General features: G+C 58.2%; 13 protein-coding genes. 11 read left to right on the top strand and 2 right to left on the bottom strand.

Annotation, left to right across the window (positions count from 1 at the left end; all coding sequences use genetic code 11):
- The first annotated feature begins 1 nt into the window (after position 1).
- The 10 genes from traG to QDT79_RS24190 all read left to right on the top strand — a co-directional run bounded on the left by traG (position 2) and on the right by QDT79_RS24190 (position 14,507).
- Entirely contained in the window at positions 2-2,833 is a 2,832-nt protein-coding gene (gene traG, locus QDT79_RS24235; RefSeq protein ID WP_308317202.1) for a conjugal transfer mating-pair stabilization protein TraG, read from the top strand.
- Entirely contained in the window at positions 2,830-3,363 is a 534-nt protein-coding gene (locus tag QDT79_RS24230) for a hypothetical protein (RefSeq protein ID WP_149571959.1), read from the top strand. The genes traG and QDT79_RS24230 overlap by 4 nt, the downstream gene beginning before the upstream one ends.
- Positions 3,364-3,365: 2 nt before the next feature.
- Positions 3,366-3,575 carry a hypothetical protein gene (locus QDT79_RS24225; RefSeq protein ID WP_033641525.1) on the top strand — a complete coding sequence of 70 codons (210 nt, stop codon included), beginning with the start codon at positions 3,366-3,368 and terminating at the stop codon, positions 3,573-3,575.
- Entirely contained in the window at positions 3,565-5,763 is a 2,199-nt protein-coding gene (gene traD / locus QDT79_RS24220; protein ID WP_197763301.1) for a type IV conjugative transfer system coupling protein TraD, read from the top strand. Before QDT79_RS24225 ends, traD begins: the two co-directional genes overlap by 11 nt.
- Positions 5,763-11,069, top strand: a complete 5,307-nt coding sequence (gene traI, locus QDT79_RS24215; protein WP_308317201.1) for a conjugative transfer relaxase/helicase TraI — start codon at positions 5,763-5,765, stop codon at positions 11,067-11,069. The genes traD and traI overlap by 1 nt, the downstream gene beginning before the upstream one ends.
- A 79-nt stretch (positions 11,070-11,148) precedes the next feature.
- Entirely contained in the window at positions 11,149-11,367 is a 219-nt protein-coding gene (locus tag QDT79_RS24210; RefSeq protein ID WP_197763303.1) for a hypothetical protein, read from the top strand.
- A complete protein-coding gene (locus QDT79_RS24205) occupies positions 11,360-11,914 on the top strand; it encodes a phospholipase D family nuclease (RefSeq protein WP_197763305.1) in 555 nt (184 codons plus the stop codon). Before QDT79_RS24210 ends, QDT79_RS24205 begins: the two co-directional genes overlap by 8 nt.
- 13 nt (positions 11,915-11,927) lie before the next feature.
- Positions 11,928-12,719, top strand: a complete 792-nt coding sequence (locus QDT79_RS24200) for a TraX family protein (RefSeq protein WP_197763307.1) — start codon at positions 11,928-11,930, stop codon at positions 12,717-12,719.
- 157 nt (positions 12,720-12,876) lie between these two features.
- The gene (gene repA, locus QDT79_RS24195; protein ID WP_169541510.1) at positions 12,877-13,128 is read left to right on the top strand and encodes a replication regulatory protein RepA; all 252 of its coding nucleotides are present in this window, start codon (positions 12,877-12,879) and stop codon (positions 13,126-13,128) included.
- 431 nt (positions 13,129-13,559) lie between these two features.
- Entirely contained in the window at positions 13,560-14,507 is a 948-nt protein-coding gene (locus QDT79_RS24190) for a Replication protein (protein WP_172906449.1), read from the top strand.
- A 32-nt stretch (positions 14,508-14,539) separates the two neighbouring features.
- Here the strand turns inward: QDT79_RS24190 and QDT79_RS24185 are convergent, their stop codons facing one another.
- Positions 14,540-14,803, bottom strand: coding sequence for a hypothetical protein (locus QDT79_RS24185; protein WP_172906450.1), 264 nt, complete (start codon positions 14,801-14,803; stop codon positions 14,540-14,542).
- Positions 14,804-15,062: 259 nt separating this feature from the next.
- Here QDT79_RS24185 and QDT79_RS25150 point away from each other — a divergent pair, with 259 nt between their 5' ends.
- Positions 15,063-15,248, top strand: a complete 186-nt coding sequence (locus QDT79_RS25150) for a replication-associated protein RepA4 (protein WP_489114257.1) — start codon at positions 15,063-15,065, stop codon at positions 15,246-15,248.
- Positions 15,249-15,607: 359 nt separating this feature from the next.
- On the opposite strand, the gene QDT79_RS24180 is transcribed toward QDT79_RS25150, so the two are convergent.
- Positions 15,608-16,831, bottom strand: a complete 1,224-nt coding sequence (locus tag QDT79_RS24180; RefSeq protein WP_172906453.1) for an IS91 family transposase — start codon at positions 16,829-16,831, stop codon at positions 15,608-15,610.
- Between the last annotated feature and the right edge of the window lie 209 nt (positions 16,832-17,040).

Here is a 17,040-nt window from a genome sequence, read left to right as displayed (position 1 = left end):
CATGACGGAAATCTATGTCATCGGCGGCTCGGAGTGGCTGGCGCAGAACCTTAACGCGATCGCGGCCTTCATGCAGACCGATACCTGGGACTGGATACGGAATTTTGCGGTGGCCATCAGCGTGCTGGTGCTGGCCGTGCGGTATACCGCGCGCCGCGACCTGATGGATATCCTGGGCTGGGTGTTTGTGCTGGTGTTCTCCTCGGCGTTGCTGACCAAGGCGCAGCCTGTACAAATCATCGATCTGTCCAATCAGCGTTCGATCCAGCGGGTGGCCAATGTGCCGCTGGGGATCGTGCTGCCGGCAACCGTCATCACCCGCATCGGTTACGCCATGGTGCTGGGCTACGAAATGGTGTTCAGCCAGCCGGATGCGGTGACTTACAGCAAGACCGGCATGCTGTTCGGCTCGTCTTTGGTGGCAAAAAGCACCGATTTCACCTCGCGTAACCCGGAACTGAGCGACCTGTTCAGCGATTACGTTCAAAACTGCGTGGTGGGCGATATCCTGCTAAACCGTAAGTACAGTTTTGATGAGCTGATGAATTCGCCCGAACCGTACACGTTGATTTTCAGCCGCCCCAGCCCGCTGCGCGGCGTGTTCAACAAGGACGGCCGCTTCCAGGCGTGTGAGGAGGTTGCCGGGCCACTCAAGAATCTGCTTGTCCACGATACCAGTAATACCGGCCAGACCTTCCTTTATTATGCGAGCCGCCTGTTTGGCAGTCGCCCGGACAGTAATCAGTTGTTTGCTCAACTGCTGGGGAACAGCTACCAGTATTTTTACCAGAACCAGAAGACGGCCAGCGACATCATCAAGCAGAACATCGTCATGAACGGCCTGCGCAGCGGCATCATGAGCTACTCGGCGCGCAGCGGTGACACGGCGGGTATGCTCAACATCGCCAGCACGTCGGCCATCGAGAAGCAGCGCCTGTCCCAGGCCACGCTCGGGCAGGTGATGATGCGTTCCTTACCGCTGCTGCAGGTCATCCTGATCGGCATGATGATGGGGATGTTCCCCATTCTGGTGATTGTCGGCATGGTGAATCAGGGCAAGGAAGTGGCCAAATACTATGTGTTCGGCTGGCTGTGGGTAATGAGCTGGCCGCTGTTGTACGCCATTCTCAACAGCGCGATGGCGTTTTACGGCCAAAAGGCCGGCTCGCCCGTGGTGCTGAGCAACCTGTCTACGGTGAAGCTGAACTACTCCGATCTGGCCAATACCGCCGGCTATATCTCCAGCATGATCCCGTTCATCTCCTGGTATATCGCCAAAGGGCTGGGGCAGGGGCTGATGAGCGTCAGCCACAGCATGACCGGCGCCTACCAAAGTTCGGCGTCGTCGGCGGCGATGAGCGTATCGGATGCCAACTACAGCTTCAACAACATGCAAACCGACAACGTGCAGGGTAACACCTGGGATACCAACAGCAGCGTGCGCGCCGGCCAGATGACTAAACAGTTGTCGACAGGGGGCTCGCAAACCCAGACCGCGGACGGCAGTCAGGTGTTTGACTCAACCGGCTCGACATCGAAACTGCCGGTGGATATCGGTGTGACGAAGCAGATTGCGACCGCGCAGCAGGAAATGGCACGGGAAGCCGAGACCCAGGCGCAGACATCCATGCAAGGCTTCAACAGCAATATCAGCAGCGCCTGGACGCAGCTGTCGCAGTTTACCGGCCAGCGTGGCAGCAGCGACAGCATGACCCACGGTGCCGACACGGCGCAAAACAGCCAGTCCAGCATCGCAGCGCACAAAATGGCGAGCGCAGTGGAAAGCTATGCCAATGCCAACAATGTCAGCAAAGAGCAGGCAACCAGCGAATTGGCATCACGTTCGATGGATGTTTCTGGCGGTGGAGAAGTGCGAGGCGGTGTTAGAGGAAGCTATGGACTCAAGGTGTTAGGCAATGGAGTAACAGCTGAAGGTTACGCAGGTCTATCTGCTGGCTTTAAAGGGACTGACCATGATGCGCATTCAGCCAGCAGTGGTACTAGGTCCAGTCAGGATGCGCGTCACGACCAGAGCGCTCAGGCCGCTGCCGACTTTAAGGAGGGGATGGAATACCTGACCAGCCAGCGAACCAGTCAGTCCGGCAGTCATACGGATAACAATGCAGATTCGCGTATTGATCAGCTTTCTTCGTCCTTGTCAGGCGCCAAGAGCAGCTACGAACAATACAGCAGTGCACATACCCGCAGCCAGGAACTGTCACAGCAGGCTTCTCGTACCGAGAGTCTCAGTGGCGATATGCGCGAGAACCTGAGCCAGCAGTTTGCGCAGTACGTGATGGACAAGGCACCAAATGACGCCGGCAACATTCTGACCGGGCAATCGCAGGATGCCGTTGCCGCGCGTCAGTCGCTTGCGCGTGATTTTGTGCGTGAACAGGTGGCGCCGCAGGTGGATGCACAATACCAGTCCAGCAGCAGTTCGCTTGGCGCCGGCATGGGGTCTGTTGGTGGTGGAGGCTCAGGCCAGGATATTCAGGCTGATTATCAAAACCACCAGAATGCGGTTGAAAACAGAACCTCACAAGCCGGAATACGCAATGATGTGGGGACTCAGGTTAATGGTATGGTTGATAATAACCAAACAGTCCAACAAAAAGCTCAGTCAGATATTCATAGTCAACAGCAAAATGTTGAAGGGCAGAGAAACGAACTGCAGCAACATCATTCATCAGAACGAACTGCACAAAATAAAACTTATACCCTTGAAAAGGGTAGGCAGGAAGGTATTCCAGGTGCAAGTAGTCAAGATGAAATGATGGAGAAAGCGAAAGTTATGCAGGATAAATTCAATAAAGAACGGGGTGGCAAATGACAATTACACATAAGACGGTACAAGAAGAAGCAAAGAAACTTAAGTCCATTTTTGAGACCGGCGATGTTGAAATTCCTTCATTTTGGAACTGTGCATGGCCGGGGATGCTTCTTGTGGCCTGGTTAGTATTGTGGCCTTTTATTGCGTTCGGAATACTTAGTGAACCATCCGAAGGGATAGTAATAGCTATTGGATTTGGAGCTTTTCTCGGTTTTTTGGTGTCTATAGCTATTTTTAATACTAGAAGCCTATATCTAGCTATTCCGTCAAGTTTTAGGAACGAGTCGAAAGTTTTTGCTTTAGTGAAAAATAAGATCAAATACTACTTGATGACATTCGTAGTAATAAATTTCTTTGTCGGCTGCTTTGCCGAAAGCAGTAAAGCAGGTTCTTTCTTGTATACATTCGTGACCATAGCTGCGATGGTTATTCTGGCATTTATATTTGCAGCCGACATAGGTCGTTACCGCCTTTCCGTATTTTCTTCGGTGCTGGAGCTTATCAAATCCCGCAAACAGGGAGGTGAGTAACGGTGGCTAAGATCTCTGCCAAAACGCATACCACCACCCTGCGGCTCGATGACGGTACGTTTGGGCGTCTGCAGCGTATGGTGGCTGAGAACCCCCTCTACAGTCCTTCTCATGTGATGCGCGGTGCCCTGCTGGCTCTCAGTCGATTAACTGACAGTGAACGTGAAGCCTGCATTCTGGCCGTAGCAAAGGGAGGTGTTGATGAGCTTTAACGCCAAGGACATGACGCAGGGCGGGCAGATCGCCTTTATGCGCCTGCGCATGTTCACGCAGATCGGCAACCTGATTTTCTACTGCCTGTTTATCGCCTTCTTCCTGGTGGCGATTTGCACGCTGTTGTGGCGCGTGTCCATCCAGAACCTCACGAACGGCCTGATTTATTGGTGGGTCTGGATGGTGGAAGGCTGGCCGAGCATATCGCCGTCAGAGACCCTCTACCATCTGGATTATTACGGCAAGACGCTGACCTACACCGCCAAACAGGTGCTGCTCGACAGTTACGTCTCCTACTGCGGTCAGCTGATTTGGCGTGAAGGGATCTTTGCCTGCATCGTGGCGGTGGCCGCGTGTGTGACGGGTTTTGTGGTCACCGTGTGGATACTTGGCCGTCAGGGCAAGCAGCAGAGCGAGGATGAAATAACCGGCGGGCGAACACTCACCGATAACCCTGCGGTGGTGGCCAACATGCTCAAACGCGATGGTATGGCGTCCGATATCATTATTGATGGGCTGCCGCTGCTAAAAAACAGCGAGGTCAAAAACTTCTGCGCCATGGGCAGCGTCGGTACGGGTAAGTCACGGCTGTATCGCAAGGTGATGGACTATGCCCGCAAACGCGGTGACATGGTTATTGTCTACGACAAGTCCTGTGATTTTGTCAAAGACTACTACGATCCGCAGCACGATAAAATCCTCAACCCGCAGGATGCACGCTGCGTCGGCTGGGATTTATGGTCGGAATGTCTGACACTGCCGGATTTTGAGAACGTCGCCGATATCCTTATCCCCATGGGCAGCAACGAAGATCCGTTCTGGCAGGGGTCGGCCCGCACCATCTTTGTGGAAGCGGCCTACCGCATGCGCAATGACGAAGATCGCAGCTACGCCAAGTTGCTCAATACGCTGTTGTCCATCGATCTGCCGCGGCTGCGTGCTTATCTCGAGGGCACGCCGGCGGCCAACCTGGTGGACGGCAAAATCGAGAAGACCGCCATCTCCATTCGCAGCGTGCTGACCAACTATGCGAAAGCGCTGCGTTACATGCAGGGCGTGGAGAAACTGGGGGCATCGTTCACCATCCGTGACTGGATGCGCGGCGTGAAGGACAACGGCAAAAACGGCTGGTTGTTCCTGACCTCCGATTCAGCCAGCCACAAGGCGCTCAAACCGCTGATCTCCATGTGGCTCTCAATCGCCTCACACAGCTTGTTGTCGATGGGCGAAAACCCGGACCGCCGCGTCTGGATTTTTGCCGATGAATTACCCACCCTGCACAAGCTGCCGGACCTGGTGTCCATCGTTCCGGAAGCGCGCAAGTTCGGCGGATGCTTTGTGTTGGGATTCCAGACCTACTCTCAGCTTGAAGATATTTATGGCGTCAAGGCGGCGGCCACCCTGTTCGGGGTGCTGCGCACCCGTTTCCTCTTCAGCGTGCCGGATCGCGTGGGTGCCGAGTTCGCCGCCGGCGAAGTCGGTGAAAAAGAGTATCGCAAGGCCTCCGAGCAGTTTTCCTACGGGGCTGACCCTGTCAGGGACGGGGTGTCCGTCGGTAAGGATTTGGAGCGCATGCAACTGGTGAGCTACAGCGACATCCAGACGCTGCCTGATTTGTGCTGCTATGTGACGCTGCCGGGGCCGTACCCGGCCGTCAGGCTGCAGATGGTATACAAAAAAGTCAGGCAGGTCGCGCACCCCTATGAACCTCGCAAGATGGATGCCGCTGCCGATGGGCGGCTTGTATCGGCGATCGAAATGCGGGAAGCCGAAACCGGCAATATGGATGCCTTGTTCGCTGCTACCCCTATCCTGCCGGCGGCCAGTGCGGACAAGCCCGCTGATGCCCCTGTCTCTGCCGTGAGTACGGCGCCGACAGAGAACCCCGCTAGTGATGTGCCTGTCATGTCAGCTGTTGCCACCGCGACAGGGGGGCAGGAGGCGGAACTGAAACAGAAACCGGCGCACGGTGATGATGATGCAGAACGGGGGGAGCTGCCCCCCGGTATCAGTGGCGACGGCGAAGTGGTGGACATTGCGCAATATGAAGCCTGGCAGGCGCAGCAGCAGTCTATGGGGCAGCAAGCCATGCAGCGCCGTGAAGAGACCAATATCAATATCGACAGGCATCGGCGCGAGCTGGCCGAAATTCATCATGGGAACAGCGAACCGGGAGATGAATTCTGATGATGAGCATTGGCCAGGTCGGACCCGCCGGTAAAGCCGGCGACTACTACACCCATCAGGACAACTACTATGTGCTGGGCAGCATGGACGAACGTTGGGTGGGCCAGGGTGCGGAAGCCCTGGGCCTGACAGGCAAGGTGGACGTCAAAGACTTTGTCGCTGTGCTGGAAGGCAAGTTGCCGGACGGCAGCGACCTGACCCGGATGGTCGGTGGCGAGAACAAACACCGTCCCGGCTATGACCTGACGTTTTCGGCGCCCAAAAGTGTCTCCATCATGGCGATGCTGGGCGGCGACAAACGCCTTATTGCCGCGCATAACCACGCGGTAGAAGTCGCGGTGCGGGAGGTGGAGAAACTGGCCTCGACCCGCAGCATGACTGATGGCGTCTCAGAGACCAAACTGACCGGCAACCTGGTGGTGGCGCTGTTCAACCACGATACCTCACGCGACCTTGACCCACAGATGCACACCCATGCGGTGGTGGCCAACGTCACGCAGCATGACGGCAAGTGGCAGACGCTGTCCTCCGATACGGTCGGCAAGACCGGGTTTATTGAGAGCGTCTATGCCAATCAGGTGGCTTTCGGGCAGATATACCGCCATGTGCTGCGTCAGGATGCGGAAGCGATGGGGTATCAAACCGAGAACGTCGGGCCGCACGGCATGTGGGAGTTTAAAGGTATGGAGAACGTGATTGACGTGTTCTCCAAACGCAACCATGCCATCGACGCCGCCGCCGGCCCAGATGCCTCACTCAAATCACGGGATATGGCGACGCTCGATACCCGCAAGGCCAAGGTCGCCAGCGATCCGGCGGCCCTGGCGGTCGAGTGGCTGCAGGAAATGAAATCCGCCGGCTTTGATGCCAAAGCCTATCTGGCGGAGGCGCAGTCTCGCACGATGGTGACGCCGTCCCCGACGCCGCTGGAAGCGGGGGGCGACGCGCTTGTCGACCAAGCGGTGGGACAAGCCATTTCGGCGCTGTCTGACCGGCAGGTCAACTTCACGCACAACCAGGTGGCCAACAAGGCCATCAGCTACCTCTCCGGTGAGCCGGGCATGCTGGACGCGGTACGCGACGGCATCGACCGCGCCATCGAGCGCGAGCAGCTTATTCCGCTCGACAAGGAGAAAGGCGTATTTACCTCCGATATTCATCTGCTCGATGAGCTGAGCGTGGCGCAGCTGAGCCGCACGCACCTTGACGAGAGTGCGGTGGTGATCGGCGCGCCAAAGTCTGACCCGCGTACCGGCAGCATACCAACCTACAGCGATGCCGTGCAGCAGCTGGCGCAGCATGCGCCGGCGATGGCGGTGTTGTCGGGCATTGGAGGCGCATCGGTAAACCGTTCCCGCGTGGCGGAAGTGGTGGAATTGGCTCGTGAGCAGGGCCGCGACGCCACCGTGCTGACCGTTGATCGGCAGTCACAGCAGTATCTGCAGCAAAGCGTCCATCTCGATGAAAGCCGCGTGGTGACGCGCGCTGCGCTCGGCAGCGAGGCGCTGTTTGCGCCGAACAGCACGCTGGTCGTTGACCAGGCAGAGAAACTGACGCTCAAGGAGACCGTAGCGCTGCTGGATGGCGCGGTGCGTAACAACGTCCAGCTGGTGCTGATGGATACCGAAAAGCGCAAGGGAACGGGCAATGCCCTTGCCGTCATGAAAGAGGCCGGTATCCCGCGCTATCAGTTCAGTGGCCGTCAGGCGGCGGTGGCAGAGGTGGTGAGCGAGCCGGACAAGGCGCAACGCTTCGGCCAGCTGGCCAAAGGCGTGGCGCAGGCATTGGTTGAAGACCGGCCGGCGGTCGCGCAGGTCAACGGCCCGGCCGACCAGCGGAAGTTGACGGCCATGATACGTGACGAGCTGAAAGATACCGGGCTGCTGGGACGAGAAGAGACCCATGTGGCCACGCTGACGCCGGTGTGGCTGGACAACAAAAATCGGGGTGCCATCGATACCTACCGGGAAGGCATGGTGATGGAACGCTGGGATGCGGAGAGCCGGCAGCGCGAGCGGTTCGTTATCGACCGGGTCGGTGCGCAAACGCGCAACCTGGTGTTGCGTAACGCCGAGGGTGAAAAACATACGCTTGCCGTCAAAGCCGTGGACAAGGACTGGTCGTTGTTCCGGGCCGGTACGATGGGTGTTGCCGACGGCGAACGCCTGCGGGTGCTGGGTCAGGAAGGACGGGGCAAGGATGCGCTGAAGGCCGGCACGGCGCTGACGGTTGTTCGTGCCGGCGCCAGCGAGCTGCAGGTGCGCGTGGCCGGCGAGCCGGATGCGACGCAGAAGCTGGCGGACCGAGTGCTTGTGGTCGGCAGCGACATCTTCAACGCCGTCAAGGTGGCGCCGGCGTATGTGGAAAGCCTCGGCGCATCGGTGAGCAGTACGGCAGCGGTCTATGCCGCGGTGAAGAAAAACGAGCTTAACAGCGCCACACTGAGAGGCATCGCCCGCAGCGGCGGACACATCACCCTCTATTCAGCGCTCGATGCGCGCAAGACGCAGGAGAAAGTCGCTCAGCATCCGGCGTACCGTCTGGCAGGTGAGCAGGTCAAACAACTGGCTGGTGAGAAGGGGCTTGATGCCGCGATCGCCGGGCAAAAATCGGGGCTGTTTACCCCGGCGCAGCAGGCCATTCATTTGGCCATTCCGACGCTGGAAGGAGATAGCGTCGCGTTTGGTCAGGCCAAACTGCTTGCCGGCAGTCTCGGTTTTGCGGCCAAAGGCGTGTCGATGGAGGCCATCCAGACGGAAATCGAGGCGCAGGTCAAACGCGGGGAACTGCTGAAAGTGGATGTTGCGCCCGGCGTCGGGGCGGACTTGCTGGTCTCGCGTGCCAGCTTCGAGGCAGAGAAAAGCATTATCCGGATGATTGCTGAAGGGAAGGACAGCCTGCCGCCGTTGGTAACAACCAGTAGCAAAACCCACAACGAGGACGGCCCCGGCCAGCGGGAGGGAAAGGTGACTCCGTATCTGACCCAGGGACAGCGGCAGGCTGTCGACCTTATTTTAACCACAACTGACCGTTTTGTGGCAATACAGGGCTATGCCGGTGTGGGGAAAACCACCCAGTTCAAAGCCGTTCTGGCCGGGATAAATCAGCTACCTGAAAGTGAACGGCCCCGCGTGGTCGGGCTGGCGCCAACGCACCGCGCGGTCGGGGAAATGCAGGCAGCCGGCGTCGATGCGCAAACCCTGGCATCGTTCCTGCACGATGAGGGGCTAAAGGTCGCCGGCGGCGAGAAACCGGACTACCGCAACACGCTGTTTGTGGTGGATGAGAGTTCGATGGTGGGCAACAGCGACATGGCGCGCGCCTACGCGCTGATTGCCGAGGGCAACGGCCGCGCGGTGATGAGCGGTGACGAGGCTCAACTGGAGGCGATTGCGCCGGGCGCGCCGTTCCGGCTGGCGCAGGGGCGCAGCGCCATCGACATGGCGGTCATGAAAGAGATTGTACGCCAGACTCCCGAGCTGAAGCCGGCGGTGTACAAGATGATTGATAACGATGTGCCCGGCGCGCTGGACGTGGTGCGCTCGGTGGCGCCGGCCAACGTACCCCGGCAAGCCGATGCCTGGGTGCCGACGCAGTCGGTCGTTGAATATCCCGCCAAGGGGCCGGATGACATTCATGCCGCGATTGTCAGCGATTACCTGGGACGCACCGAAGCGGCCCGGCGCGATACGCTGATCATCACCCACCTCAATGCCGACCGGCACATCATCAATGCCGGCATTCACGGCGAGCGTAAGGCAGCCGGGGAGCTGAAGGGCGAGTCAGTCAGTCTGCCTATCCTGGAGACCGCCAATATTCGTGACGGCGAGCTGCGCAAGCTGGAGACCTGGGCGCGCAACCGGGACGCCGTTGTCCTCTTGGATAACACCTACTACCGGATGGCCGACATCGACAGTCAGTCCCGTACCGTCAGCCTGCAGGACAGCGAGGGCAACACCCGGCAGTTTTCCCCGGCCAGTGCGGTGCGCGAAGGCGTCACGCTGTACAACCCGCGCACCATCGAGGTGAGCGTGGGCGACCGCATGCGTTTCTCCAAATCGGACGTCGAGCGCGGGCATGTGGCCAACAGCGCCTGGACGGTCGAAGCGATAAAAGGTGACGTGGTCACGCTTTCCGATGGGCAGCAAACCCGCACCGTCAATCCCCGCGAGCAGCAACAAGACCGGCACGTCGATTTGGCCTATGCCATCACCGCGCATGGCGCACAGGGGGCCAGCGAACGTTTTGCCATCACGCTCGAGGGGGTGGAAGGCGGGCGTGAGCCGCTGGTCAACCGGGCGTCGGCCTATGTGGCGCTGTCGCGTGCCAAGGAGCATGTGCAGGTGTACACCGATAACGAAGCCGGGTGGCTGAAAGCCATCGGCAAGGCGACGGCGCGCACCACGGCCCATGATGCGGTATTGGGCATGGCGCCGGGCAGCCAGAAAGCGGCCGTCGACCTCTACGGCAAAGCGAGCTCGTTATCCGAAAACGCGCTGGGACGCGCGGTGCTGCGCGGAAGCCAGCTTACCGGCGACACGCTGGCGCACTATGTGTCGCCGGGCAAGAAATACCCGCAGCCCCACGCCATGCTGCCGATGTATGACGCCAACGGCAAAGCGGCCGGCGCCTGGTTGGCGCCGTTGGCGGACACCCAGGGGAAAAGCGTCGGTGGACTGCCGACGCAGGGCCGGGTGCTCGGCAGTGACAGCGCGCAATTTTTGGCGCTGCAGGGGAGCCGCAACAACGAGACCCGTCTGGCCGGGACGATGCAGGACGGTATCCGGCTGGCGGCGCGCTATCCCGACAGTGGCGTGGTGGTGCGGCTGCAGGGGGACGACGTGCCGTTCAATCCCCAGGCGATGACCGGCGGCAGGGTGTGGGTGAATGACGAAACGCTCAAGGCCACTGCACGGGAGAGCGGCGCGGCTGACAGTGTCATCAAATTGCCGGAGAGCCCGGAAGAACGCCTGCAGCGTGAACTGCAGGCGCAGGCCGACAAACTGGGCCGTGAAACGAACGATCCTGATCCGCAGCGGCTGGCCGGGCTTAATGACGAACAGCTGCGTGCACTGCTTGCGCGCGGCGAACTGCGCGCCGAAGACGTGAAAGACCGTCTGCCGGAGGCGGTCATGCGGGAAGTGACGGGCCAGGATGCTGCCTTGCTGCGCGATGCCGCTGTCCGCAAGGTGGCGCGCGAGCCGGTATCGACCCGCAGCCGGCTGCAGCAGGACGAACAGAACCTGGTGCGGGATACCCATCCAGAGCGAGAACTGAACAAAGAGAAAACCCTGGGCGGCGACTGACGCGCTGCGCTTGTCCAACGCCGCGCGAGACAGGTGACGAGCCCCTGCCTCGCACGGTATTACCTAAAGGAAAAAACGAATGAACACAACCCAAAACGTATCAACGACGCAGGGCATCTTGTTAACCGCGGTGGTCTTGCTGTCCGGGGCTGCGACGCTCTGGGGATATGTGCAGTGGGACACGCTGAGCGACTTGCCGCTGTATTGGCGCAATGCGCTCGTCCCGCTGCCGCTGCTGGTCTTCATGGGCCTGAAGCACCTGCAGGCGCGGCTGAACAGGGGGGGCGAGCATGAATAAGACGCCGCGACTCCCCGCCCGCGTGTTGGGCGTTGCCGCCCTGGTGCTCAGCGGCTGGTTGCCGGCGTTGCCCCTGTTGGCGGCACCGGCGATACAGGTGGGTTTTTCGCCGGAAGGGTCGGCGCAGCAGCTGGTACTGAGCGTTATCGGCGAGGCGCGGCGCGATATTCGCCTGATGGGGTACGCCTTTACCTCGCCGGAGGTGGCGCGGGCGCTGATGGCGGCGCACCGGCGCGGCGTGACCGTCGGGGTGGTGGTCGATGCGAAGGCCAACCAGAACGGCGCCGGCCGGGCGGCACTGAACCTGCTGGCCAACGCCGGCGTGAACGTCAGGACAGTCAACAGCTATAAGATTTTGCACGACAAGGTGATCGTCGTGGATGGCGTGACGACCGAAACGGGAAGCTTTAATTTCAGCCGATCGGCACACCGCGCCAACTCAGAAAATGTGGTGGTGCTGCGCGACATGCCGGAGGTGGCCAAACAGTACCTGGCGCACTGGCAATCCCGCTGGGCGCAGGGCCAGGACTGGCAGTCGACTTACTAAGAAAGGAAATCGGATGGCGATGTTTGATCCGCACAGCGGAAAACTGCAGCAGGTGCGCGAAGTGGTGCGCTTCACCCCGCTGCAGCAGGACGTACTGAAATTTTTGGCGCTGGTGCTGATGGTGTTTGACCACGCCAACCGGGCGCTGGGGCTGCATGAGCCGGTGTTGTTGCTGCTGGGGCGGGGGGCATTTCCGCTGTTTGCGCTACTGTGGGGTTACAACCTGGCTGTCCGTCCCGTCCGGCAGGCGCCGGCGACCCGACTCTGGTTGTGGGCCATTGTTGCCCAGCCGGGCTACTGGCTGGTGATGCGCTATGACGGGCTGCCATTAACTGATCCGAACATCTTGTTCTTGTTTGCGGTGGTAACGCAAGCGCTTGTGCTGGCTTCACGGCCAATAAGCAAAGGCTCGCCTAATCCGTTGTTGGTCGGTGGCGTTCTGCTGTTTTTGTGGGATGTGTATGGTGCTACAGACGGAACTTACGGTACTGCCGGCATTTTGGTGTTGTTGGCCAGTTATGGGTTATGCGTTTCTCTTCCGGGGTATGTAACGACAGTTTGGCAGGTACGGGGCCTGTCCATCATCTCCTGGCCCCTTAGCGTGTTGATGCTCAACGCCGATCTACTTGTCTCGATGATGCTGGCCGGCCTTGTGTTACCGGCACTGTTGATTATGGGGTCGTTTCCACTGGTTGTTCCTGGTGTCCAGGGCAATCACCGGCGCCTATTGCCGCGAGGATTTTTCTTATACGGCTATGTAGGGCACTTGTTGATGCTGGCGTTGCTCGCCTGGTTGGTTCGTTAAGACGGTAAAAAATCGGTGATGCAGATCTCAGTATGTAGGGCAATATCCGCCAATATCATTGGTTCTAGATAGAAAAGATCGCTTTGAAGCTGCTAAGCCAAGGTTTTTGTAGTAGTCTCTGCTAAATGATCCTTTTTAGATCCTTGGGGAGGCTGAAATGTCACAAGCCGCAAGCGTAGTAACTTCCTCATCGAGAACGAAACGTTCCTATCGTAAGGGGAGTCCGTTGAGCGCCGCTGAACGGCAGCAAATCTCTCTGGAACGGAAGAAAAGCACACACAAAGAAGTACGTGTTTTTGTTAGAGACTCACTCAAGCATCAACTTCAAAGCATGTGTGAACGAGAAGGTATTACACAGGCCGAAATGATTGAGCGATTGATTGAAATGGAGTCGACAAGACACATTTGAAATGCAACGACATCACATTCTTGATCGTTGTAGCCGTGAATGCTAGATTACTGATCGTTTAGCAGAATTTTTGGTTGGCCACGCCGCAAGGTGGCAGGGAAGGGGTTCCGAGGCTGTTATCGGAACACTGAAAAGCAAAAACCCCGATAATCTTCTCATTTCTTGGCGGAGACGAAAGATTAACGGGGCTCACTTAAAACTGTATAGAAGCGTTGCTCTATGCAGGGAGTATAGTTTTATGCCTTTTAAAGGTCAACTCCTTCGGCGCAACATAAGCGTAGGGCTACTTGAATAGCCAATTTGCGAATGTTGAGCACAACATCAATGAATCCCGTAACTCCCGGCGTGGCGAAGCTAATGCGTTGCGACGCGGGCAACAAAAAATTCATCGTCGTTACACCCCCAATCTGTGCTGCCGAGTACCGAAGGGCATGGCGAGCAAGGTGGTGGCGCGCATGAGCGGTCACGACTGGCGGCGTAATGATGACCTGATCGATCTGCGCCGGCAGGGGTATATCCCCTATACTCAACGTAATAACCCGGACTACCGTCCCAAACCGATGCGCATTGCCGCGCGGTCGGAGAGCCGTGAGGCACTGACGGTCCTTTCCATGGTGCTGGGCGCCAACTGCGATTACAACCCGGACAGCGATTACCCGTTTGAGATCATGCTGCCTTTTGAGGATGTGGCCAAATCGATGGGGGTGCTGCACGTTTACGAAAGCGGCCGCAAGGCGTATGACGTGGCTCTGCACGCGCTGTCGGTGCTCGAGCAGCTGGACTACCTCATCGTGTCGCGTGGGCAGGATACCGACACAGGTCAGAACAAGCCGCTGCGCATCTGGCTGACAGAGAACTTCTTTACCAGCCGCGGAATCCATGTGGACGAAATTCGTCAGTGGCTGGATCAATATCGCTTGTGGGCCATCAAAAACGGGCTGACGGAAACCCTGCGCAAGAAATACGAGCGCCATCTGGTGCGCATCGCGCATCTTGGGATCGACATCGAGCGCAAGCACTCGCTGAAAAACCGGCTGAAAAAGATCCGCCGTTGGGTGGTAAGTCCCGATCTGCAAAACCTCAAGCGCAACGTGGAGCAGGTGATTGGCAACGAATTGGCCAGACGTCAGCAGGACGCACAGCGGCTGGATACGCTGCTGGATGACACCGCTGCCGGCATCAAAAAGCTGGCCACCGCCCGGCGCCAGAAGCAGAACGGTTTTTATCAGGCCTGGGTAACGTGGACGATGGGGCGTTCGCCGCTGACGGCAATGCAGCTGGAGAATACGCTCAAACATGAACAGCCCGGTTTGCTGAACAGCGATCCGGAGGCGTTCTACCGCCTGCTGCTGGAGCGCGCTGGCGCCATCCCCGTCTAACATCCTCTCTTATACAGAATTTTTACCCTTCCTTACCCGCGGGGGGTTTGTGCTGCCTGTTTTCCGCCGCGGATGGCCAGTTGGCTATTCGGCCAGGCTGTTTCGGGGGATGCCGACGTGATTTTTGCGGCCACCGACGTCGATCCGGGGCATTGCTGGCCACGAACTGCAACGAACAAATCCTTAGCTTCGTCATTAATTTCGTAGTCCGAATTAACTTCGAAAAAGAACTTTGAAATAGACTTAATTCCGAAGGTTATTTCTGAACAAAATATGCCCTTTAAAAAGGGAGTCACTCAGCGCACCGGCTTACGCCGTTGCTGTTGAGTACCTCCCTCACTTCGCTCGAGCAAAAAACAACATCGCCCTTAACATCCCAATCTCACTCAGCAAAACCTAAAGTAGCACCTGCAGTCATGACTGCAGGAAAAAGAATCTGCACCCAAATCAGAACCGACGAAAATTATCAGCAAATCGAACTCACCAACCTCAGCTCCACAATTCTCCTCTCCACCGCTGAAAAGCGCCGTCGCCCCGGCCTAAGGGGCCGGAACAATGCCGCTTTTAATAATAAGTGTTGTAACTAGAAATCAAATCGCTGTCAGAAATGTTTCTGAGCGTTCTTCATACACGCCCGTAAGCGGCCCTAACGGCCCGCTAACGCGGAGATACGCCCCGACTGCGGCTACGCCTCGTCGTGACCACTCCGACGGCGCACACAAAGATATACGTCGCATTTAGCGGAATTAGTCTTGCAGGACGAGGGATGGGATAGGTGAAATCTATCAAAACAGGGCGGCTACGCCGCGTCTCCGGCGACCCTGACCTGATGGCGTTCTCATGCCGCTCAGCTGTCGCCTCCATGCGCTTACGCGCATAAAGAAATCGATTCTTAGTTAACAGTCGGTTCGTTGTGACAAATCTCAAGAAAAACCATGCTAGGTGAAATTTGATAGTCCATGGTTAGGAGATTCAATCGACCTTTTTTGAATTTCCTAATCATGGACGGTGGCGAGGAAGGGTCTTATCGGATGAGGCTTGTCGCACGATAAGGCGTAAAAATGCCATTTTAGCTGTATTTTTAATCTAAAACCCACTTTTCAGGCGCACTTATCCAACATCGGAGTCTGAAGCCATCGTTTTTTCGCCATCCGCTGCAGCCTGTCAGAGAGCAGTTTGGTGGCGTGTTCACCCGCCACGGCACCGGCAAAACGCAACCGGCCCTTGCACAGGATGCACTGGTACGGATCGGTGCCCAGGAAGCCTTTCATCAGCACCGCGAACCCGGGACGTTTCGGTTTTTCCCGTACCGTCATCGCCAGCGCGTCGTAAACCTTCGGCAGCAGTGTGCCCCGTTTGCGATTGGCCAGAAAACCGTAGTACCGCACCATTTTAAAATGCCGCGCCGGTATATGGCTGACGTAACGCTGCAACATCTCCTCCTGGCTGATATTCTGGCGTTTGTGCTGCTGCGTGCGGTGATCGTAATACTGATGGACCACGGCGCCGCCACGGTAATGCCGGAGCTGAGAGGCTGCCACCGGCGGGCGCTTCAGATAACGGCCGAGGTATTTCACGCTGCGCCAGGCGCCGCGGGTCTTTTTGGCAAAATGCACTTTCCAGGCGCGGCGATATTGGGCATGCAGATAACGGTGCCACCGCTCTTTATTACGGATATGGCCGAGACCCGGCAGGCCGCCGGGGTTGATTTGCGCGTAGTTGTCGCGCAGCAGATAAACCACGGCGTTGCGCCAGATTTGCTCTACCTCTTTCTTTTTAAAGAACAACTGCCGCCAGGTGTTGTGGTTGATGTCGAGGCCGCCGCGGGTGACGGAGACGTGGATATGCGGGTGCTGATTGAGCTGCCGGCCGTAGGTATGGAGCGCACAGAAGATACCGACTTCGATCCCCTGTTGGCGCGCCCAGCGGAGCATGGCGCGGGTGGCGCAGCAGAACAGGTCATTGAGCAGGGGCCAGTTGTTGTTGAAGAACGGCCACAGCAGGTGCGGCATGGTAAACGTAATGTGCTGCCAGTCGCAGTCGGGCAGGATGTGCTGCTGTTCGGCGATCCACTGCTCGGTGGCCTTGAGGCCACAACTGCTGCAGGCCTTGGACTTGCAGCTCTGGCAGAAAAAGCGGGAATGGGTGCAGTCCGGTGAGGCGCAGCAGTAACGGCGCACGCCCATAGTGCAGGTGCCGCAGGCGAGCATGCGTTCGACGGCGAGTTTGGTCCAGTCGCTGAGGGAGTCGCCGTGTTTGTCGAGATAGCGGCTCCAGCCATCGTCATGCTGGAACAGCAGCTTTGCGGGTCTGGGAATATACATGGTGCAGAGTCTACAGGGCGGCAGGGTACAGGAAAAGGGCGTCGGCGCGAGCCGGCTCACGACGCAGGCGTGCTCATTTTATGTCGGTGTCAGCGCGAAGGTGGGGGATGCGCCACCGTGTGAGCCGCCGGGCCGTCAGGCGGCATCGGTGTTGATGTGAGGCTGGGGCTTACAGACGGTTGAGGCAGCAATGCTGCCGTGCTCGTCCC

The organism is Serratia marcescens (assembly GCF_029846115.1).
Lineage (GTDB): Bacteria > Pseudomonadota > Gammaproteobacteria > Enterobacterales > Enterobacteriaceae > Serratia > Serratia marcescens_L.
The sequence above is the reverse complement of the archived record's forward strand: the minus strand, read 5'-3'. Positions and strand labels throughout refer to the sequence as shown.

Excerpts from the sequence above, each read along its gene's own strand:
- traG (WP_308317202.1), top strand. The coding sequence starts at position 2 with ATGACGGAAATCTATGTCATCGGCGGCTCGGAGTGGCTGGCGCAGAAC.
- QDT79_RS24230 (WP_149571959.1), top strand. The coding sequence starts at position 2,830 with ATGACAATTACACATAAGACGGTACAAGAAGAAGCAAAGAAACTTAAG.
- traD (WP_197763301.1), top strand. The coding sequence starts at position 3,565 with ATGAGCTTTAACGCCAAGGACATGACGCAGGGCGGGCAGATCGCCTTT.
- traI (WP_308317201.1), top strand. The coding sequence starts at position 5,763 with ATGATGAGCATTGGCCAGGTCGGACCCGCCGGTAAAGCCGGCGACTAC.
- QDT79_RS24210 (WP_197763303.1), top strand. The coding sequence starts at position 11,149 with ATGAACACAACCCAAAACGTATCAACGACGCAGGGCATCTTGTTAACC.
- QDT79_RS24205 (WP_197763305.1), top strand. The coding sequence starts at position 11,360 with ATGAATAAGACGCCGCGACTCCCCGCCCGCGTGTTGGGCGTTGCCGCC.
- QDT79_RS24200 (WP_197763307.1), top strand. The coding sequence starts at position 11,928 with ATGGCGATGTTTGATCCGCACAGCGGAAAACTGCAGCAGGTGCGCGAA.
- repA (WP_169541510.1), top strand. The coding sequence starts at position 12,877 with ATGTCACAAGCCGCAAGCGTAGTAACTTCCTCATCGAGAACGAAACGT.
- QDT79_RS24190 (WP_172906449.1), top strand. The coding sequence starts at position 13,560 with ATGGCGAGCAAGGTGGTGGCGCGCATGAGCGGTCACGACTGGCGGCGT.
- QDT79_RS25150 (WP_489114257.1), top strand. The coding sequence starts at position 15,063 with ATGCCGCTTTTAATAATAAGTGTTGTAACTAGAAATCAAATCGCTGTC.
- QDT79_RS24180 (WP_172906453.1), bottom strand. The coding sequence starts at position 16,831 with ATGTATATTCCCAGACCCGCAAAGCTGCTGTTCCAGCATGACGATGGC.